This window comes from Streptomyces sp. NPDC043952 (assembly GCF_056435325.1).
Genome location: NZ_JBWKES010000021.1, coordinates 18,254 through 37,260 on the forward strand (window position 1 = coordinate 18,254; position 19,007 = coordinate 37,260).

Sequence of the window (19,007 nt, forward strand, 5' to 3'; positions counted from 1 at the left end):
CACCCCCTCTGCCACACTCCTTTCCCCCCGAGAAGTTCCGGGGTCTGGGCGCCGGGCGGCACGGGTTCGCGCCGCCCGGCCCACCGCGCCGGTTCCCGCGACGCGCTCAGTGACCGCTGATCGCCCGCGGTGTGTACGGCCGCTCCAGCTCCTCGATCTCCTCGTCGCTGAGGGTGAGTTCGACGGCGGCGACGGCGTCCTCGATGTGCCGGGGCTTTCCGGCGCCGACGATCGGGGCGGTCACGGTGCTCTGGTGCAGCAGCCAGGCGAGGGCCACCTGAGCGCGCGGCACCCCGCGTGCACCGGCGATCCGGGTGACGGCTTCCACGATCTCGCGGTCGCCCTCCTGGTACAGCTTGCTGCCGAAGGCGTCGTGCTCGCTGCGCTCGGTGACCGTGCCCCAGTCGCGGGTGAGCCGGCCCCGCGCGAGCGGGCTCCACGGCAGCACGCCCACGCCCTGGTCGGCGCAGAGCGGCAGCATCTCCCGCTCCTCCTCGCGGTAGAGCAGGTTGTAGTGGTCCTGCATGGAGACGAACTTCGTCCAGCCGTGCCGCTCCGCGGTGTACTGGGCCTTGGCGAACTCCCACGCGTACATCGAACTCGCCCCGATGTAGCGGGCCTTGCCCGCCTTGACCACGTCGTGCAGCGCCTCCATCGTCTCCTCGATGGGCGTTGTGTGGTCGTAGCGGTGGATCTGGTAGAGGTCGACGTAGTCGGTGCCCAGGCGGCGCAGGCTGTGGTCGATCTCGGTCATGATCGCCTTGCGGGACAGCCCGGCACCGTTGGGGCCGGGCCGCATCCGGCCGTGCACCTTGGTGGCGAGCACGATGTCGTCGCGGTGCGCGAGATCCTTGAGCGCCCGGCCGACGATCTCCTCGCTGGTGCCGTCGGAGTAGACGTTGGCGGTGTCGAAGAAGGTGATGCCCGCCTCCAGCGCCTGCCGGATCAGCGGACGGGCGGCCTCCTCGTCCAGGGTCCACGCGTGGTTGCCGCGCTCCGGCACCCCGTAGGTCATGCAGCCCAGACAGACCCGCGACACGTCCAGGCCCGTCGAACCGAGCTTCACATACTGCATCGTTGCTGCTCCTGCCTTCGGGACGGATGATCACCGCCGAGCCTACGACCTGGCCGGGCACCGGCTTGACCGCCCCGGCGCGGCAACGCTTTGATCCTGGCATGTTCCGCGCCGCACCACTCGTCGTCCTGGCCGTCGCCGTCTCCCTGCTGACGGGCTGTGCCGCCACCGGAGGGGGCGACGGCGCGAAGCCGCCCTCGGTGCGGCTGCCGCCCCGGCACGCCGGGTTCGACTACCAGATCGGCGGCGCCTACCCCCCGCCGGCCGGCGTCCGCATCGTCAGCCGCGACCGGTCCGACTCCCCCGCGCCGGGCCTGTACAACATCTGCTACGTCAACGCCTTCCAGGCCCAGCCCGCCGAACGCGCCTCCTGGCCCGGCGACCTGCTGCTGCGGGACAAGCGCGGCAAGGTCGTCATGGACACGGACTGGAACGAGGCGCTGCTCGACATCGGCACCCCGGCCAAGCGCGAGCGGGTGGCGCGGCGGGTGAACAGCTGGATCGACGGCTGCGCGCGCAAGGGCTTCGACGCCGTGGAGCCGGACAACTACGACAGCTACACCCGTTCCCACGGACTGCTCACCGCCTCGGACGCGACCGCGTTCATCGCCCTGCTCTCCCGGCACGCGCACGCCCGGCACCTGGCCATCGCGCAGAAGAACACCTCCGAACTCGCCGGGCAGCGGCGCCGCGCCGGGCTGGACTTCGCGGTGGCGGAGGAGTGCGGGCAGTACGACGAGTGCGGGGTGTACGCGAAGGCGTTCGGGGACCGGGTGGTGGACATCGAGTACACGGCGTCCGGCCTGCGCAAGGCCCTGGCCGGCTGGGGCAAGCGGCTGAGCATCGTCCGCCGGGACCGCGACGTCTCCACACCGGGCACCGCCGGGTACGTACGGGCGGTGCGCTAGGGGCCGCCGGGAGGGGAGGGTTGCTGCCCTCAGGTGACCGTTCGGCGTGGGAGGCGATGAAAAGTCGTACCGTCGGACGATCCTCATGGGCAGGCGACCGGCGACCGGCCGGTCACGACCGCCCCCTGGGAGGAACGCGGTGCCGACTCGTCCGACCACCCTGAGAGCACTGGCCGGGGCGGCGCTGCTGCCCCTTGCCCTCGTCACCCCGGCCTGGGGAAACCCGGCCGAGGCACCCGCCCCGAAGGACGAGGACCCGGCCACCCTGTGCGCGGTCGCCGGGACGCTGCGCGGCGACCACGGGGAGTACGCGCTGGTCAACCTGTGCGCGGGCAGCGGCACCCCGCAGTTCGCCGTCTCCGCCCCGGCCTCCTGCGGCCGCGCCGGCACCCGCGTCCGCTACAGCTGCCGCACCAACGGCAGCTGGACCGCCAAGCGCTCCGGGAAGACCCTGGCCGGCGGCGCGCTGCCCGGTTCGGGCGACTATCCGGGGCCCGGTACGTACGACATCACGGCCACCGTGCGGGTACGGTCCGCGCCCGCCGGGGTGGACCTCACGGGCCAGGTGCGGGCCACCCTGACGCTGACCGCGCCCAAGGCGCCGCCCACGCACGCCATCACCGTCGACCGGACCACGCTGCGCCGCGGCACCACGACCACGCTGACCTACACGGTGCGCCGGGACAGCGCGGAGGGCGACGGCAGCGCCCGGTTCGGGCTGATCGGCGAGGCGGGCAGCGGCGTGCGGATCGCCACCTCCGACGCCCGCTGCGTCAACCCGCTGGTCGGAAAGTACCCGGCGAAGACCCGGCTGCCCTACTCCCTGGACTGCGCGCTGACCGAGCTCCAGCCCGGTCACCCGGAGCGGGTGCGGGTCCGTGTCACCGTCGGCGCCACCTGCTCCACGGTGGTCTCCAAGCTGGGCTACTGGATGCCGGACGGCCAGGCGCTGTACACCGGCGGCATGCTGGAGGGGCCCAAGCTGGCCTGCGCCTAGGCGCGTTCCAGCAGGTCCAGGGCGCTCGTCCAGCAGAACGCCGGGCGGCGCCCGTCGGGGCCCGGCTCGCCGGTGTACCGGTCCCCGAAGCGCACCCCCATCCCGCGCAGTCGTACCAGGCTGTCCCGGTAGGCGGGATGGGCGGCCAGCGCGTCGGCCACACAGGGCAGTACGGCGATGGGCACGCCGAGGCCCGCGGCCTCACACAGGGTGCTGACGGCGAGGGTGTCGGCGATGCCCGCCGCCCACTTGTTGACGGTGTTGAAGGTGGCGGGCGCGACCACCACGGCGTCCGCCGCCGGGAACGGCCGCGGGTCCGCCGGGGACCGCCACGCGGACCGTACGGTCCTGCCGGTGAGGGCCCGAACCGCCCCGGCGTCGAAGAAGCCGCCCATCGCGACCGGCGTGGCGATGACCCCGACCTCCCAGCCCCGCTCCTGCGCGGCGGCGATCAACTCCTCGACGCCGGCGGCGATACCGGCCGCGCAGACGACGACGTACAGGAACGGCTTCCCGGCTGCCCCGGCGTGTTCGGTCACCCGGAGAGCGTATCGACCGGAGGCCGCGCACGGCTCGCGGTTGCGGGGGCCTTGTCGTGCCGGTCGTCAGATCCGCGCGGACAGGCGGCGCAGATGGCGCTCCAGGCTGTGCTGGAGGGCCACGGTGTGGTCGAAGAGGTAGAAGTGCCCGCCGGGGAACTCGGTCGCGCCGAGGAAGTCGGCCGAGTGGTCCGCCCAGGCGGCCATGGCGCCGGGTGCCACGATGGGGTCGGTGGTGCCGCAGTAGGCCGCGACCGGGCAGGGGGCCGGTTCGCCGTCCTCGCGCAGGCTGCCCGCGGCCAGGAAGTCGGCGCGCAGCGCGGGCATGATCGAGGCGAGGGTGGCCGGGTCGAGCGTCGTACCCTCCGGCATCAGACCCAACTGGCCGACCCGGTCAAGGAGTTCGGCGTCCGACATGGTGGCGACCCGGTCCAGTTCGGCGGCCGGTTCCAGGGCCGGGGCCCAGGCCGAGGCGGCGAGGAGCGCGGGGGTGGGCAGTCCGTTGTCCGCGGCGGCCACGGCCAGCCGGTAGGCGAGCAGCGCGCCGAAGCTGTGGCCGAACAGAAGATAGGGCCGGCCGTCCAGTTCGGCCTCGAAGACCTCCAGGAGCGCGTCCAGCAGCGGGGCCAGATCGGTGAACGGCGCCTCGCCCAACCTCTCCTGCCGGCCGGGCAGTTGCAGGGTGCGCACGTCCATGGTGGAGGGCAGGGTGGCGGCCCATGCCTGGTAGGCGGGGGCGGTGCCGCCGGCGTGCGGGAACAGGAACACCTGGTGGTCGGCGTGGGGATCGGCCCCGGCGGTGGTGAACCAGCGGGCACGCCGGGTGCTGCCGGTGGCGCTCATGTGCTCTCCTGATCTGTCTGGCGGGCCGTGGACACGAGGACGTCCGCGATCTCCCGCAGGTGTGTCTCCGGCCGCAGCGATCCGATGCGCAGCAGGATGTGCCGGGCGCCCGCCCGCACATAGTCGGCGAGGCGCTGGGCGCAGTGCTCGCTGGGGCCCCAGGCGTAGGCGCGCAGGGCCGACATCTGCTCCAGGGCGCGCCCATAGCAGTGTTCGAGGTAGTCGTCCAGCTCGACCCTGGCGCGTTGCTCGTCCGGGCCGACCGTGACCGTCAGGTACAGGGCCGGGGTCACCGCGCCGGCCCGGCGTCCCGCGCGCCGGCAGAGGTCCTCCAGGCGGCGCCGGGCGCCGGCGTAGGACTCGGCCGAGGTACGGGAGGACAGCCAGCCGTCGTAGAGCCGGGCCGCCCGTTCGAGCGCGCGGGCGTTGTCGGCGCCGGTGGCGAGCCACAGCGGGGGCCCGTCGGGCGCGGCCGGGCAGATCAGCCGGTCCAGGCCCTCCGCCTGCCAGTGCCGGCCCGCGAAGTGGTTGGGCGCGCCGGGCCGGGTGCTGCTCCAGGCCGTCCGCCACAGCGCGGTGACCTCGTCGAGGGTGCCGGCCCGGACGGCCGGCGGGTCGCCCGCGGCGGCCGGCTCCCCATCGGTGTCCGGCACCGGGAAGCCGGATCCGACCCCGAGGACGAGCCGGCCGGAGCTGACATGGTCCAGGCTGCTGACCATGCTCGCGGCCGTGAGCGGGTGCCGCAGCGCCGGCGCCATGGCCGCGGTGCCCAGCAGCACCCGGCGGGTCACCGCGCCCACCGCGGACAGCACCACCAGGGGGTCGAGCCGCGGGCGGGCGGTGAGCGAGTCGCCCGTCCACAGGGAGTCGAAGCCGAGCTGTTCGGCGCGCCGCGCGAAGTCCAGCAGGGAGGAGGCGCTGTGCTCGCCGAGGATCGCCTGCTCGCGGGTCGGCAACAGGACCCCCACGCGCAGCGGCTCACGGACGGCCCCCATCAGGCACCTCTTTCTCCGGTCGTTCTCCGGTCGCGGTCGGCGGTACCCGCGATCCAAGCAACCGCACCTGACAGGTTCCTGATCGCGTGATGAAAGAAAGCGCGGTAAGGGGAAATCCGCCGGCCCGGCGCCTTAACCGGCCGTGGCTGGGCTCGATAATCGGCAGCCGGACGCAAGGAACGCGCAATCCGGATGTCCGGTATGAGCCCGTTCGCCCCTACATCACCGGCAGAAATCGGCATTGTTGCAATGGACACGCACTGGCCTGGAAGTGACGGCACCCCCTTGTCGATACTTGCGGTTGCGAAGATTACTGGAGTCAATTAAAGGAACCGCGTACGGCACGGTAGGAGGACAAAGTGATCAGCTATTCGCAGTTCGAGGACGCCCACCCGAACAACGACCGGAGACTGCCTTCCGGGCCTTCGGCGCACAGCGAAGTCCAGACCCGTCCGGTGTGCGCGTTCCTGGGCCCCCTGGAGGTGCGCACCGGCGGCCGTACGCACACCGTGGGCGGCAACCGGCAGCGCACCCTGCTGGCGGCGCTGCTGGTGAGCCCCGGCCGGCCGCTGGCCGCCGAGCAGCTGTACACCGAGCTGTGGGGCGAGAACCCCCCGCCCACCTTCGAGAACTCGCTCCAGGCCCACGTCTACCGGTTACGCCGGACCCTCCAGCAACTGGCGGGCCCGGACGGGCGGGCGCCCGAGCTGCTCACGCGCTCGTCGGGGTACGTGCTGGAGCTGGGCGGCGAGGAGACGGACGCGGCGGCCTTCCGGCGGCTGGTCGGCCAGGCCCGCACCTGCGCCCGGCACGCCCCCGGCCAGGCACACCGGCTGCTCGGCGAGGCGCTGGCGCTGTGGCGCGGCGCACCCTTCCAGGACGTCGCCCAGGGCCCCATGTCACAGAGCGTGGCGCTGGCGCTGGAGGAGGAGCAGCTGTGCGCGGTCGAGGACAAGCTGTGGCTGGAGATACAGCTGGCGGACCCGGTGCACAGCATCAGTGAGCTCAAGCGCATGCGCACCATCCACCCCTGGCGGGAGCGGCTGACGGAGATGCTCATGCTGGCCCTGTACCGGACCGGGCGGCAGGCCGAGGCGGTGGAGACCTACAACAGCACGCGGCACCGGCTGGCCAGCGAGCTGGGCATGGAGCCCTCGCTCAAGCTGCGCCAGCGGCTCCAGCAGATCCTCAACCAGGCACCCTCGCTGGACGCCGCCGTGCCCGCCTGACGGCGCCGTCCGCACGCCGCGCCCACCGCTGCGACGAGGCTGCGGCAGTACGCCCGGAAAACCGCCGGGGGCGTGCTGCCGCAGCCTCGTTCCGCATTCCCCTTCCGGGCCGGATCCGACGAGTCGGCGCCGCGTCAGCTCCGTGTCAGCGCACCGCGCCAGACTATTCCCCGCGCATACCCCGCGCAGAAAGCCGACAGAAGGTCGGAGAGAGCGCTGTCAAAGCGTCTCCGGCATCTTTCTTTTCCGTATCGGCGAGGGTTCACTTTCCATATCCTTTTCCATTGCAATTCATCTGAACAAATTCTCCTACCGGTCCATCAGTCGTTCTTCAGTCGTCGATCAGCGCCCCTGGTCAGGGTGGAGCGCGGAAGAGGCACTACGAAGGGGATGACTATGGACGAGGACTTCGAGATCGTCATCATCGGCGCCGGGATGTCGGGCCTCGGCATGGCCGCCCGTCTCAAGGAGGCCGGCCGGCAGACGTTCACGGTGCTGGAGAAGGCCGCCTCCATCGGCGGGACCTGGCGCGACAACACGTACCCCGGCGCGGCCTGCGACGTGCAGTCCCACCTGTACTGGTACTCCTTCGGCGAGCAGCCCGACTGGAGCCGCACCTACGCCGGGCAGCCGGAGATCCTGCACAACCTCGAACGGTTCGCCGAGAGCCAGGGCCTGACGGAGCACATCCGCTGCGGCACCGAGGTCACCCATGCCACCTGGTCCGACGAGGACGGCCGCTGGCTGCTGCGCACCGCCCGCGGCGAACAGGTGCGGGCCCGTGTGCTGATCACCGCGTGGGGCCAGCTCAACCTGCCGGCCTGGGCGGGCATCGAGGGCGCGGAGCGCTTCGCCGGCACCCAGGTGCACACGGCCCGCTGGCCCGGAGACCTGGAGCTGACGGGCAAGCGGGTCGCCTGCATCGGCAGCGCGGCCAGCGCCGTCCAGCTGGTGCCCGCCATCGCGCCGGACACCGAGCGGCTGACGGTGTTCCAGCGGTCCGCCAACTACCTGCTGCCGCGCCAGGACCAGGCGCTGAGCGACGACGAGCGTGCCGGACTGCTCGCCCGGCCGGAGCGCTACGCCGCGCTGCGCGAGGGCCTGTACCGCGAGCGCGACGGCTGGGCCGTCGGCCTGCGCGACGACGGCAACCCGGTGCGCGACGAGTTCCTGCGGGTGGCGCGGGAGCACCTGGCCGCTCAGGTCGCCGACGAGCGGCTGCGCGACCGGCTCACCCCCGACTACGCGTTCGGCTGCAAGCGGGTGCTGATCAGCGACGACTACTACCCGGCGGTCTCCCGCGAGAACGTCGAGCTGGTCTGCGAGCCGATCACGCGGATCGAGCCGGAGGGCATCAGGACCGCGGACGGACGGCTGCACGAGGTCGACGTGATCGTGCACGCCACCGGCTTCCAGCCGCTCGACCGCACCGGCGGGGCGGAGATCGTCGGACGGAACCTGCTGACCCTGCGCGAGGCGTGGAAGGACGGACCCGAGGCGTATCTCGGGGTGTCGGTCAGCGGCTTCCCCAACATGTTCATGCTCTACGGCCCGAACACCAACCTGGGCCACCACTCGATCCTGTTCATGGTGGAGTGCCAGATCGACTACGTGCTCAAGGCACTCGGCTCCCTCGACGGCGACCCGGCCCGCGTCCTGGACGTCGTCCCCGAGGTGCAGCGGCGTTACAACGAGCAGCTTCAGCGGGACCTCGCGGGCACCGCCTTCGCCGCCGGCTGCGGGAGCTGGTACAAGACGGGCGACGGCCGTGTGGTCAACAACTGGCCCGCCAGCATCGAGGCGTACCGGGAGCGCACCGCCGTCTTCGAGCCGCGGGACTACACCCGCTAGGCGCTTCCCGTTCCGCGCCCGGCGGGGCCGGGCAGGGCTCCGGGCGGCACCGCGGCCGCGTCGCGCTCGGTGTTCCCGAGCGGCGGCAACGCCCCGGTGCCGCCCGCGCGTTCACGGCCGGCGCACGCCGGTGTCGCCGGTGTAGCCGGTCCGGCCGCGGTCCCCGCCTCGGGCGTCGTCCCTCGTTCCGCCTCCGGGAAGGAAACAGACCATGGCCTACGACATCGACCCCGAACTCGCCGCCGCGCTGGCCGCTCTGCCCAAGGCCCCGAACGGCGCCCTGCTGGACCTCTCCGACATCCCCGCGTGCCGCGCGCGGGTGGCGGCGGCCGAGGAGTGGCTTCCCGCGCCCGACGCGGACCCGCGCGTCAAGACCGGGACGCTGCGGCTCGCCCGCGCGGACGGGAGCCTGCTAGACGTGCTGCTGTTCCACCCCGGCGACACCGGCCGGGTCCGGCCGGCCCTGGTGTACTTCCACGCCGGCGGGCAGGTGCTCGGCAGCGCCCACGACCGCACGGCCCGCGCGTACGCCGCGGACCTGGCGCTGCGGCTCGACGTCGTACTGGCCGCGGTCGACTACCGGCTGGCGCCGGCCACCCCGGCGCCGGGCGCGGCCGAGGACGGCCACCTGGCGTACACGTACCTCGCCGCGCACGCCGACCGGCACGGGATCGACCCCGACCGGATCGGGCTCGCGGGGGCGAGCGGCGGCGGGGCGGTCGCCACGGCCGCCGCGCTCATGGTCCGCGACCGCGGTGAGCGCCGTCCGCGGCTGCTGTCGCTCAACTACCCGATGCTGGACGACCGCAACGAGACCCGGTCCAGCCACGAGATCGTGGACCTCGGCGTGTGGGACCGCCGGGAGAACCTGTACGCCTGGGCCGCGGTGCTGGGTGAGCGGGCGGGAGCGCCGGACGTGCACCCGTACTGCGCGCCCGGTCGCGCCACGGATGTCGCCGGTCTGCCGGACACCTTCATCGCCGTCGCCCAGTTCGACGTCTTCCGGGACGAGGACATCGCCTTCGCGCAGCGGCTGATCGCCGCCGGCGTCCCCGTCGACCTGCACGTCTACGCTCACGCCTACCACTCCTGGGACGTGTTCGCCCCCCAGTCGGCCCTCACCCGGACCTTCGAACAGACCTGGCACACCTACCTGCGCCGCCACCTCCACGGCTGAACCGCACCGGCCCGCCCCCTCGGTCAGGGGGCGGGCCGGTGTCGTACGGGAAAGGTGCCGATCAGCCCCGGGCGGCGCGGAGTTCGTCGCGTACCGCCCGGCGCAGGACCTTGCCGCTGGGGTTGCGGGGCAGGGCGTCGGCGAAGTCGTACGACGTGGGCATCTTGAAGTCGGCCAGCCGGCCGCGCAGGAAGAGGTGCAGGTCCCTGGCTCCCGCCTGCCCGCCCGGTTCCAGGACCACCCGTGCGTGCACGGACTCGCCCCAGCGCTCGTGCGGCAGGCCCACCACGGCGGCCCCGGCCACCGCGGGGTGCTGGGCGAGGGCGTCCTCGATCTCCTTCGGGTACACGTTCTCGCCCGCCACGATGATCATGTCGTTGACGCGGTCACGGACGTAGAGGTAGCCGTCCTCGTCGAGGTAGCCGGCGTCCCCCATGTGCACCCAGCCGTCCACCACGGTGCGCTCGGTGGCCTCGGGCAGCCGCCAGTAGCCGAGCATCCGGGCGGGGGTGCGGACACAGACCTCGCCGACCTTCCCGGTGGGCAGCACCCGGCCCTCGGGGTTTTCGATGCGCACCTCGATCCCCGGATAGGGGCGGCCCGCCGCGCGCAGCCGCGGACCGCCGGGGACATGGTCGGCGGGCGGCAGGCAGACGGCGAAGTTGCCGGTCTCGCTGCTGCCGTAGATCTGGAGGAAGTCGCAGTCCATGACGTCGATCGCCCGGCTCAGCAGGTCCTCGCCGATCGGCGAGCCGCCGTAGACGAGCTTGCGCAGCGAGCCGAGGGCGCCCCTGGCGGCGGCCGGTTCGAGGAGCATCAGCTCCAGCATGGCGGGCGCCACGATGCCGGTGGTGACCTTCTCCTCCTCGATCACGCGCACCGCGTCGGAGCTGATGAAGGCGGGCAGCGAGACCACGGTGGCACCGGCGTTGAACGCCTGCATCGCGTAGGACAGGCCCCCGATGTGGAAGCCGGGCAGGCCGATCAGGCTGCGGTCGCCGGGCTTCCAGTCGAGCCAGTCGAGGCCGTTGTCGTCCATCGCCTCGGCGACGTTGAAGAAGCTGCGGTGCGGCAGGACGACGCCCTTGGGCAGCCCGCTGGTGCCGCTGGTGTAGATCTGTACGACGGGGGTCTCGCCGTCGGCCGGAGCCGGCTCCCCGGTGGCGGACACCGCGTCCTTGCGAGCGGCCAGGGACTCGGCGCCCGCCGCGTCGGCGTCCAGGCACAGCAGGGTGCGCAGCGTGGGCAGCCCCTCGCGCACCTCGGCGGCCACCGGCAGGTGCTCCTCGTCCACCAGCAGCACCTCGGTGGTGGAGTCCCGCAGGATGTGGTCCACCTCCTGCGGGGTCAGCCGCCAGTTGACGGGGACCAGGACCGCGCCCGTGCGCGCGCAGGCGAAGGCCAGCTCCCAGTACTCGACGGCCTCCTTGCCGAGGTAGCCCACCCGCGAGCCGGGTACGACCCCGGCCGCGCGCAGCACCTCGGCCGTGCGCGCGCTCTCCCGGTCCAGCTCCCGGTAGGTGAGGGCCCGTCCGGCGCACAGGACGGCCGGCTGATCGGGCCGGAGGTCGGCCTGGAGGGCGATCACTTCCCCCAGGGTGCGCGGTCGCGTCGCTGTGGTCATCGGTGTGCTCCCGTTCCCGCCTCGTGCGCCGGCGCCTGGGCACCGGACAGCAGTTCGTCGATGTATGCGCTGAGCAGGTCCACGCCGGGCCGGTCGAAGGTGACCGACGCGGGCAGGGTGATCCGGAAGGCCGCCTCCAGCGCGTTGCGGATCTCGACCGCGTTGAGCGAGTCCATGCCCAGGGCGGCCAGTTCGGCGTCGGGTTCGATGTCGTCGGCCGACTCGAAGCGCAGGACGTCCGCGAGCCGGGCCCGCACGATCGCGTTGATCCCGGCCGAGCGGGCGGCCCCCGGCGCCTCGCTCAGCGCGTCGACACCCGTCGGCACGCCGCCCGCGGCACGGTCCGGGACCAGCTCCGCGAACAGCGCGCTCGGCGCCCTGCGGGCCACGAACCGCTTCCAGTCGCAGCGGCCCATGAGGACCTGGGCGCGCCCGGCGTCCAGCAGCGCGGGCAGCGCGTCGGTGGCCTCGTCCTCCTCCAGGAGCGCGATGCCCTGGCCCTCCCAGCTGCGCACCAGGGAGGAGCTGAGCTGCCGGCCCGGCTCCCGCGGCGCCCACGGGCCCCAGTTGACGGCGGTGGCGGGCAGTCCGGCACCGGCGCGCTGGGCCATCAGATGGTCGAGGAAGGCGGCGCCCGCGCCGGCGCCGGTCTGGGTGGCGGCGCCGAACAGGGCGCCGGCCGTGGAGCAGCCGAGGAAGAAGTCCAGCTCGGGCAGGCCGGCGGTGGCCTCGTGCAACAGCCAGGCGCCGTAGACCTTCGCCTGGAAGACGGCGTCCAGGTTCTCCCAGGTCTGCTGGGCGAGCGGCAGGTCCCGCGCGGCCTCCTGCGCGGCGTGCACGACACCGCCCACCGGGGGCGCGGTCGCGGCGAGTTCGGCCAGGACGCGGGTCAGGTCCGGCGCGGAGCCGAGGTCGCAGGCGTGGACCTGGACCGTGACGCCGTCGCCGAGGTCCGGGGCGGGGCCGCCGGTACGGCTCAGCAGGGCCAGATGGCGGGCGCCGAGGGCGACGAGGCGGCGGGCGAGGGCCCGTCCGACCATGCCCGTGGCACCGGCCACCACATACGTGCGGTCGGAGCGGACGGTGAGGGGGCGGGAGTCGGCGGGCACGGGGTCGGCCGTGCGCAGCCGTCGTACCCAGCGTCCGCCGTCGCGGTGGACGATCTCCAGTTCGCTCTCCCCGGCGGCCGACCACTCCCCCACCAGACCGGCGCCGCCGTCGCTTCCGGGCGCCAGGTCGACCAGGGTCACCCGGTAGCCGGGGAACTCCGCGCCCAGGGCGCGGCCGAAGCCCCACAGGGTGGCCCCGGCGGCCGGTTCGGTGCTCTTGTCGCCGGGCAGGTGCTGCGCGCCCTCGGTGACCAGCCACAGCCGCTGACCCCGGCCGAAGCCCGAGGCGGCCAGGGTGTCCAACACCGCGAGCAAATCTCGGTAGTTGGCCTCGGACTCGGCGCGCAGCCGCGCCGCGCCCGGCTCCGCGCCGGTGTGGGCGCGCCACAGCCAGCACACGTCGGTGGGCGGCTCGCCCGCCAGCGCCCCGGCGAGGTCCGCGTGGCCGGGTACGACGTCGAGGGTGACGCCCTGCGCGGCGGCGGCCTCGGCGAGCCCGCGCGGCAGCCGGTCCGTGCCCCCGGCGACGAGGACCCGCCTGCCTTCCCTGCGGGTGTCCGGCAGGGTCTGGGGGATCCAGTGCTGCTCGTAGAACAGGCCGCCGTTCGCGCCCTGGTCCTCGCCGGTCCGTTCGGCCTGCCAGGCGGCCTCGGCGGCGCGGCGCTGCGGGGTGGGCAGCCAGTACCGCTTGCCGTCGAAGGGGTACGACGGCAGGGGGATCCGGCGGCTCGGGGCGCCCTCGTGGTAGCCGGTCCAGGAGACGGGCACGCCCGCCTCGTACGCCTTGGCCAGGGACCGGCGGATCATGTCGCCGTCGCGGTCGTCGCGGAAGGTGCTGCTCAGCCAGACGTGGTCGGTGTCGGCGGCCGAGGTCCTGGCCAGCGCGGTGAGCGCGCCGGACGGGCCGATCTCCACGAAGACGTGCCGTCCGCGCTGGTCGACCGCCTGTACCCCGGCCTCGAACTGCACCGGTTCGAGCAGGTGCCTGATCCAGTACTCGGGGTCCGCCATCTGCCGGCCGCGGGCCACGCGTCCGGTCACGTTGGACACCAGGGCCATGCCGGGCGTGCGGAACTCGACGCCCGCGAGCACCGCGCGGAACTCGTCCACGATCCGGGCCATCAGCGGCGAGTGGTACGGCACGGCGCCCTTCAACGGGGTGAATTTCACTCCGCGTTCGGCCAGCCTGCGGCCCGCGTCGGCGAGCGCATCGTGGCCGCCGGTGAGCAGGCACTGGCCGGGGCCGTTGACGGCGCCGATGGTGAGGTCCGGGTAGTCCTCGACCAGCGGGGCGATCTCGGCGGCGGGCGCGCCGACCGCCGCCATGCCGCCCTCGCTGCGCACCGCCTCGCTCAGCCGACCGCGGGCGGCCACCAGGCGGGCGCCGTCCTCCAGGGAGAACAGTTGGGCGACGGCGGCGGCGGCGAACTCGCCGAGGCTGTGGCCCATCAGCACGGAGGGGCGCACGCCCCAGGACAGCCAGAGCCGGGCCATGGCGTATTCGAGGCTGAACAACGCGGGCTGGAGGTAACGGGGTTCGTGGATGCGTTCGGGCCGCGCGCACTCGCCGCGGATCAACGCGCCGAGGGGGACGCCGAGCAGCGGGGTGAGGATGGCGTCGCACTCGTCCAGCGCGGCGCGGAAGACCGGGTACTGCCGGTAGAGCGCGGCGCCCATGCCGGGGTACTGGGTGCCGGTGCCGGAGAAGAGGAACGCCACCTTCGGGGCGCTCGCCGAGCCGCCGCCGCGGGTGCTGCCCGCGGCCAGCGACTCCGCCCGCCGGCCCAGGTCCCGTACGGCGTCGGCCCGCTCGCCCACCACCTCGGCGATCCGGTAACGGAAGTGCGCGCGCCCGGTGTTGGAGGTGCGGCACAGGTCCGCGAGCGAAGTTTCGGGGTGGCGCTCCAGGTGGTCGAGGTAGCGTTCGGCGAGCCGGCGCAGCGAGGTGCGGCTCTTGGCGGAGAGGGTGAGCACCGCGCTCGGGCGGGCGTCGGCAGGGGCCTCGCCGGCGGGCGCGGGCGGCGCCTCCTCCAGGATGACGGAGGCGATGGTGCCGGTCACCCCGAACCCGTTGACCATCGCGCGGCCGGGGCCGGTGCCGGGCCAGGGGCGGCACTCGGTCGGCACGGTGACGGGGGCCTCGTCCCAGGCGATGCGCCGGGAGGGGGTGACGAGGTTCAGGTGCGGGAAGACCGTGCGCTCCCGCAGCTGGAGCACCGCCTTGATGAGCGAGCCGGCCCCGGCGGCGCCCTCCATGTGCCCGATGTTGGTCTTCAACGAGCCCACCAGCAACGGCCGTTCCTTGTTGTGGGACTTCGCGAACACATCGCTGATGGCGTCCATCTCGGTGGGGTCGCCGAGCGCGGTGCCGGTGCCGTGGGCCTCGACGTAGTGGATGTCGCCGGGGGTGAGGCGGCAGCGGGCCAGCGCGGAGCGCATGACCTGTTCCTGGGCGGCGCCGTTGGGGGCCACCAAACCCGCGCTCTCGCCGTCCTGGCCGACCGCGGAGCCCCGGATCAGGGCGTGCACGGTGTCGCCGTCGCGCAGCGCGTCGGAGAGCCGCTTGAGGACCAGCACGCCGCAGCCCTCGGCGCGGGCGTAGCCGTCGGCCCGTTCGTCGAAGGTCTTGCACTGCGCGTCGGCGGACAGCACCCCGCCCAGCTTCAGGATGGTGTGGTTCTGCGCGTTGTGGATGACGTTGACGCCGCCGCTGAGCGCGATCGAGCACTCGCCGCCGCGCAGGGCCTGCACGGCGAGGTGGGTCGCCGTCAGCGAGGAGGAGCAGGTGGTGTCGACGGTCATGCACGGTCCGCGCAGCCCGAGGAAGAACGACATCCGGCCCGAGACGGCGCTGTGGCTCAGTCCGGGCGCGAGGTAGCCGTCGAGGTCGGCGGGGGCGAGGTCGGTGGACTCGAAGATGTAGTCGAGGGTGGTGACGCCCATGAACACGCCGGCGTCGCCGTGCCGCAGCGAGGTGGGGTCGATGCCCGCGTGCTCCAGCGCCTCCCAGGCGGTCTGGAGGGCCAGCCGCTGCTGGGGGTCGATGTAGGGGGCTTCCTTGGGGGAGATGGAGAAGAAGGCGGCGTCGAAGCGGTCGACGTCGCGGACGAAACCGCCACGCGGCACATCGCCGTCCGCCGTGTCGTCCGGGGCCATCTGGCGGCGCTCGCCGGCCGGCAGCGGCCCGATACCCGAGCGGCCCTCGCGCAGGAACTCGGCGAACGTGTCGACGTCGTCGTTTCCGCCCGGAATACGCAGCCCCATGCCCACGATGGCGATGGGTTCGTATTTCTCGCGTTCCAGCGCGGCGAGCGCTTCCGCATGGGCGGCGAGCGCTTCCTCTTTGCGCCGCAGTTCGGCGCGCACGGCGGCCAGCTCGGCCGCCGCGGGATTCGATGTATCCGACATTTATTCCCTCCGGTCAGAAAAAGATCAGGCGCAAAGATGGTCGATCAACTGACCGGCGGTCGGATGGCCGAAAAGGGCGGCCGTCGAAATCTCCCGTCCCAGTTTCCGTTCCAGGGAAAGCTTCACCTCGCTCAGCCGCAGCGAGGTGAGTCCCAGGTCGAAGAAGCCCACGTCCAGGGCGAACTCCTCGCGGTCGGTCATGAAAAGGGCGCTCTTGAACTCCGCCACCACCAGGTCTTCGATGAGTTCCCGGCGCTCGTGCTCCGGCAGGTGGTCGAGCTCCTCCACAGCGGGAAAATCATGCGACATCCACGTCACCGCCTCTCTACGAATCGACTGCTTCAGAACAACCGAACCAGCCCTTCCTGATAGTGAACTGATAGCCGGCTGATGATAGCGTCCGACCGGTTTACGGCCATCCTGTCGGTGCTATGTTTCCGGGCATGGAAGAAAACGAATTCGATCTGATCGGTGAATTAGACAGGACCCTGAAGTCGCTCGGCCTGTCGCGTGACGACGCGGTCAGCGAACTCGTCGTGCGCGGACGGGATCCGCTGGTGCCGTCGACCATCCGGCTGGGCTCGGCCATGGGCATCGCCCTGCTGTCCGCCGCCGTCGGCGCGGCACAGATCTGGCAGCGCGCGACGGGCCGCCCGCAGCGCCTCGGGCTGGACCTCGCCCAGGCGATGCACCAGCTCACGCCCTACCTCGGCGGCGGCAACACGCTGAACGGCTACGGCTCCAACATGGGCAGCGTGCTCGGGCTCGGCGGCGGTCTCGCCCCCGCGCTGTGGGACCTGTACCGCACGGCGGACGACCGCTGGGCCATCCCGATCGCCTGCTATCCGAGCACCCGCGACGCCTTCCTCGACATGCTCGGCACGGCGCACACCCGCGAGCACATCGGCGCCGCCGTCGCGAACCGCGTCTCCTGGGACCTGGAGGAGGAGGCGGCCGCCCGTGGCGTACCCCTCGCGATCGTGCGCAGCCGGGAGGAGTTCCTCGCCCATCCGCAGGGCCGGGCCGTGCTGGACGAGCCGCTGGTGGCCGTCGAGCGCGTGGGCGACGCCCCGCCGCGTCCGCTGCCGGCCGGCGCACAGCCGCTGTCCAATCTGCGCTCCCTCCAGTTCACCCACGTCTTCGCGGGCACCGCGGCCGGCCGGGTCCTCGCCGAGCAGGGCGCCGACGTGCTGCACGTGTGCGAACCGAACGCCTTCGACCACGACCTGTGCTGGAACGAGACCGGCGTCGGCCTGCGCTCGGCCCGGCTCGCCCTGGCCTCCGACGCCGACGGCCGGCGCGCCTTCGAGGAACTGCTGCGCACCGCGGACGTGTTCGTGCACAACCACCGGGCCGCCAAGATGGCCCGGCTGGGGCTCGGGCCCGAGGAGTGCGCCGAGCTCTCCCCCGGCCTCATCCAAGTCTCCGTGCGCGCCTACGGCCACAGCGGCCCCTGGCAGGAGCGGGGCGGCTTCGACCAGCACGCCCAGGCTCTGACCGGGGTCAACTGGAGTGAACGGCAGGGCGGGCGCCCGCAGTTGCCGCCCGGCCGCATGCTCAACGACTACCTGGCCGCCTATCTCGTCGCCGCCGGTGTCATGAGCGCGGTCCTGCGCCGCGCGCAGGAGGGCGGCAGCTACCGGGTCCGGGTCTCCCTGGCCGGCGTCTCCAACTGGGCTTACGAGCTGGGCACGTTCACGCGCGAGCAGACCGAGCGGCTGCTGCCCGTGGCGCCGCTGCCCGGGCCCCGGCGCCTCACCCGGACGACCCCGCTCGGCGAACTCTCCCTGGTGGCACCGCCGGTGACGCTGAGCGAGACGCCGCCCGCCTGGCGCGGCCCGCTGCTGGTCCCCCGCGGCTCCTCGCAGCCCCGCTGGCTCGACGACCGCACGTCCTGACGCCCACCGCGCGGCCCACCCCGACCCTTCCCGCCCCAAGGAGAGACCCCATGTCCCGGATCCCCTGCCTCGACACCGAGGCCCTGCCCGAATCGCTGCGCTCGCTCAGCCAGGGGCGCGTCATCAACGTGTACCGGATGCTCGGGCACGTGCCCCGGTCGGTCACGCAGATCGCCCGGCTGGGCGCCGCGCTGTTCGCCGACGCCAGCCTCGACGCGATCGACCGCGAGCTGCTCATCCTCACCTACGGCACCGTTTTCGAGGCCGAGTACGAGTGGGCGCAGCACGTGCCCATCTCACGGGCCGCGGGTGTCACGGACGACCAGCGCGCGGCCCTGCGCGCCCGGCGGTACGACGCCGACGTCTTCACCCCGGCCCAGCGGGCCCTGGTGAGCTTCGCCGCCGCCGCGGCCGCCTCGCCGGTCGTGGACGACGCCCGGTACGCGGCCGTCAGCGCCCACTACACCGAGGAACAGATCGTCGAGACCCTCGTCCTCGCGGGCTTCTACTTCCTGCTGGCGCGCGTCTGCACCGTCCTGGACGTCGAGATCGACGCGGCGGAGAGCGACGAACTGGTACGGATGGCGCAGAGCATGCACGCCGAGTGAGCCGACGGTCCGGGTCGGGCCGGTTGCGGCGGGGGCCCGGCACGCCGTCCCGCCCGACCGGGGCGGCAGCCACACGACCGGGCCGGCGCGCCCCGGACCACCGGTGGCTCACGCCGGCCGGTCCGGGTCGCGGCGCCCGGTCGTCGGCACGCCGGCCGGCCCGAGACGACGCGCTCCGGTCAGTACAACGGCCGGTACGAGGTGACGCGCCTGGTCGGCACGACGGCCGGCCCAACGCACGGCACCCCGGTCGGCACAACGGCCGACCCAACGCGGCACCCCGGACGGCACAACGGCCGATACGAGGCGACGCGCCCGGTCGGTACGACGGCCAGCCCAACGCGCGGCACCCGGTCGGCAGGACAGCCGCCGGTACGAGGCGACGCGCCCGGTCGGTACGATGGCCGGTCCGGGCGCCGCCGCCCCGCGAACGCGAGTCACCCCGCGAACGCGAGTCGCCCCGCCAACGCGAGCCGCCCCGCCGACGCGGCTCACCGGCCGCCCGACGCGCGTGCCGCCGGCCCGGTCAGTCCGCCTGTGCCTGCGCCGGGGCGGAGTCCGTCACGGTGATCGCGCCCACCGGGCACGCGCGGGCCGCCTCGCGGACGTTCGGGTCGCCCGCGCCGTCCTCGCGGCCGGGGATCAGCATGCTGAACCCGTCGTCGTCCTGGGTGAACACGCCCGGCGCGGTCAGCGCGCACTGGCCCGCGCCGATACAGACGTTCTTGTCGATCTCGATGTGCATG

At 73.3% G+C, this 19,007-nt stretch carries 15 protein-coding genes; 7 read left to right on the forward strand and 8 right to left on the reverse strand.

Annotated features, from left to right (window positions below; genetic code table 11):
- Positions 1 to 106: 106 nt before the first annotated feature.
- On the reverse strand, positions 107 to 1,075 hold the full coding sequence (locus tag AC069R_RS23040) for an aldo/keto reductase (protein WP_478768685.1): 969 nt from the start codon (positions 1,073 to 1,075) through the stop codon (positions 107 to 109).
- 101 nt (positions 1,076 to 1,176) lie between these two features.
- On the opposite strand from AC069R_RS23040, the gene AC069R_RS23045 reads away from it, so the two are divergent.
- Entirely contained in the window at positions 1,177 to 1,983 is an 807-nt protein-coding gene (locus AC069R_RS23045; protein WP_478768686.1) for an endo alpha-1,4 polygalactosaminidase, read from the forward strand.
- 139 nt (positions 1,984 to 2,122) lie between these two features.
- Positions 2,123 to 2,980, forward strand: coding sequence for a hypothetical protein (locus AC069R_RS23050; protein ID WP_478768687.1), 858 nt, complete (start codon positions 2,123 to 2,125; stop codon positions 2,978 to 2,980).
- Here AC069R_RS23050 and AC069R_RS23055 read toward each other — a convergent pair.
- The 3 genes from AC069R_RS23055 to AC069R_RS23065 form a co-directional block, all read right to left on the reverse strand.
- On the reverse strand, positions 2,977 to 3,519 hold the full coding sequence (locus AC069R_RS23055) for a flavoprotein (RefSeq protein ID WP_478768688.1): 543 nt from the start codon (positions 3,517 to 3,519) through the stop codon (positions 2,977 to 2,979). The genes AC069R_RS23050 and AC069R_RS23055 overlap by 4 nt on opposite strands.
- 66 nt (positions 3,520 to 3,585) lie before the next feature.
- Positions 3,586 to 4,362, reverse strand: coding sequence for a thioesterase II family protein (locus AC069R_RS23060; protein WP_478768689.1), 777 nt, complete (start codon positions 4,360 to 4,362; stop codon positions 3,586 to 3,588).
- Positions 4,359 to 5,357, reverse strand: a complete 999-nt coding sequence (locus AC069R_RS23065; RefSeq protein ID WP_478768690.1) for an LLM class flavin-dependent oxidoreductase — start codon at positions 5,355 to 5,357, stop codon at positions 4,359 to 4,361. The genes AC069R_RS23060 and AC069R_RS23065 overlap by 4 nt, the downstream gene beginning before the upstream one ends.
- A 359-nt stretch (positions 5,358 to 5,716) precedes the next feature.
- Between AC069R_RS23065 and AC069R_RS23070 the strand changes: the two genes are divergently transcribed.
- The 3 genes from AC069R_RS23070 to AC069R_RS23080 all read left to right on the forward strand — a co-directional run bounded on the left by AC069R_RS23070 (position 5,717) and on the right by AC069R_RS23080 (position 9,614).
- A complete protein-coding gene (locus tag AC069R_RS23070) occupies positions 5,717 to 6,586 on the forward strand; it encodes an AfsR/SARP family transcriptional regulator (RefSeq protein WP_478768691.1) in 870 nt (289 codons plus the stop codon).
- Between the two features lie 396 nt (positions 6,587 to 6,982).
- Entirely contained in the window at positions 6,983 to 8,437 is a 1,455-nt protein-coding gene (locus AC069R_RS23075; protein WP_478768692.1) for a flavin-containing monooxygenase, read from the forward strand.
- Between the two features lie 211 nt (positions 8,438 to 8,648).
- The gene (locus tag AC069R_RS23080) at positions 8,649 to 9,614 is read left to right on the forward strand and encodes an alpha/beta hydrolase fold domain-containing protein (RefSeq protein WP_478768693.1); all 966 of its coding nucleotides are present in this window, start codon (positions 8,649 to 8,651) and stop codon (positions 9,612 to 9,614) included.
- A gap of 61 nt (positions 9,615 to 9,675) precedes the next feature.
- Here AC069R_RS23080 and AC069R_RS23085 read toward each other — a convergent pair whose 3' ends face one another.
- The 3 genes from AC069R_RS23085 to AC069R_RS23095 are packed head-to-tail and all read right to left on the reverse strand — an operon-like array spanning position 9,676 to position 16,043.
- Positions 9,676 to 11,238, reverse strand: a complete 1,563-nt coding sequence (locus tag AC069R_RS23085; RefSeq protein ID WP_478768694.1) for a long-chain-fatty-acid--CoA ligase — start codon at positions 11,236 to 11,238, stop codon at positions 9,676 to 9,678.
- Positions 11,235 to 15,755, reverse strand: coding sequence for a type I polyketide synthase (locus AC069R_RS23090; RefSeq protein WP_478768695.1), 4,521 nt, complete (start codon positions 15,753 to 15,755; stop codon positions 11,235 to 11,237). The genes AC069R_RS23085 and AC069R_RS23090 overlap by 4 nt, the downstream gene beginning before the upstream one ends.
- Positions 15,756 to 15,779: 24 nt before the next feature.
- A complete protein-coding gene (locus AC069R_RS23095) occupies positions 15,780 to 16,043 on the reverse strand; it encodes an acyl carrier protein (RefSeq protein ID WP_397982547.1) in 264 nt (87 codons plus the stop codon).
- A 155-nt stretch (positions 16,044 to 16,198) separates the two neighbouring features.
- Between AC069R_RS23095 and AC069R_RS23100 the strand changes: the two genes are divergently transcribed.
- Positions 16,199 to 17,653 carry a CoA transferase gene (locus AC069R_RS23100; RefSeq protein ID WP_478768696.1) on the forward strand — a complete coding sequence of 485 codons (1,455 nt, stop codon included), beginning with the start codon at positions 16,199 to 16,201 and terminating at the stop codon, positions 17,651 to 17,653.
- 50 nt (positions 17,654 to 17,703) lie between these two features.
- A complete protein-coding gene (locus AC069R_RS23105; RefSeq protein WP_478768697.1) occupies positions 17,704 to 18,261 on the forward strand; it encodes a carboxymuconolactone decarboxylase family protein in 558 nt (185 codons plus the stop codon).
- A 526-nt stretch (positions 18,262 to 18,787) separates the two neighbouring features.
- On the opposite strand, the gene AC069R_RS23110 is transcribed toward AC069R_RS23105, so the two are convergent.
- Positions 18,788 to 19,006 carry a ferredoxin gene (locus tag AC069R_RS23110; protein WP_478768698.1) on the reverse strand — a complete coding sequence of 73 codons (219 nt, stop codon included), beginning with the start codon at positions 19,004 to 19,006 and terminating at the stop codon, positions 18,788 to 18,790.
- Position 19,007: the final 1 nt, after the last annotated feature.

Excerpts from the sequence above, each read along its gene's own strand:
- AC069R_RS23075 (WP_478768692.1), top strand. The coding sequence starts at position 6,983 with ATGGACGAGGACTTCGAGATCGTCATCATCGGCGCCGGGATGTCGGGC.
- AC069R_RS23090 (WP_478768695.1), bottom strand. The coding sequence starts at position 15,755 with ATGTCGGATACATCGAATCCCGCGGCGGCCGAGCTGGCCGCCGTGCGC.
- AC069R_RS23045 (WP_478768686.1), top strand. The coding sequence starts at position 1,177 with ATGTTCCGCGCCGCACCACTCGTCGTCCTGGCCGTCGCCGTCTCCCTG.
- AC069R_RS23040 (WP_478768685.1), bottom strand. The coding sequence starts at position 1,075 with ATGCAGTATGTGAAGCTCGGTTCGACGGGCCTGGACGTGTCGCGGGTC.
- AC069R_RS23065 (WP_478768690.1), bottom strand. The coding sequence starts at position 5,357 with ATGGGGGCCGTCCGTGAGCCGCTGCGCGTGGGGGTCCTGTTGCCGACC.
- AC069R_RS23060 (WP_478768689.1), bottom strand. The coding sequence starts at position 4,362 with ATGAGCGCCACCGGCAGCACCCGGCGTGCCCGCTGGTTCACCACCGCC.
- AC069R_RS23110 (WP_478768698.1), bottom strand. The coding sequence starts at position 19,006 with ATGCACATCGAGATCGACAAGAACGTCTGTATCGGCGCGGGCCAGTGC.
- AC069R_RS23100 (WP_478768696.1), top strand. The coding sequence starts at position 16,199 with ATGGAAGAAAACGAATTCGATCTGATCGGTGAATTAGACAGGACCCTG.
- AC069R_RS23105 (WP_478768697.1), top strand. The coding sequence starts at position 17,704 with ATGTCCCGGATCCCCTGCCTCGACACCGAGGCCCTGCCCGAATCGCTG.
- AC069R_RS23085 (WP_478768694.1), bottom strand. The coding sequence starts at position 11,238 with ATGACCACAGCGACGCGACCGCGCACCCTGGGGGAAGTGATCGCCCTC.
- AC069R_RS23080 (WP_478768693.1), top strand. The coding sequence starts at position 8,649 with ATGGCCTACGACATCGACCCCGAACTCGCCGCCGCGCTGGCCGCTCTG.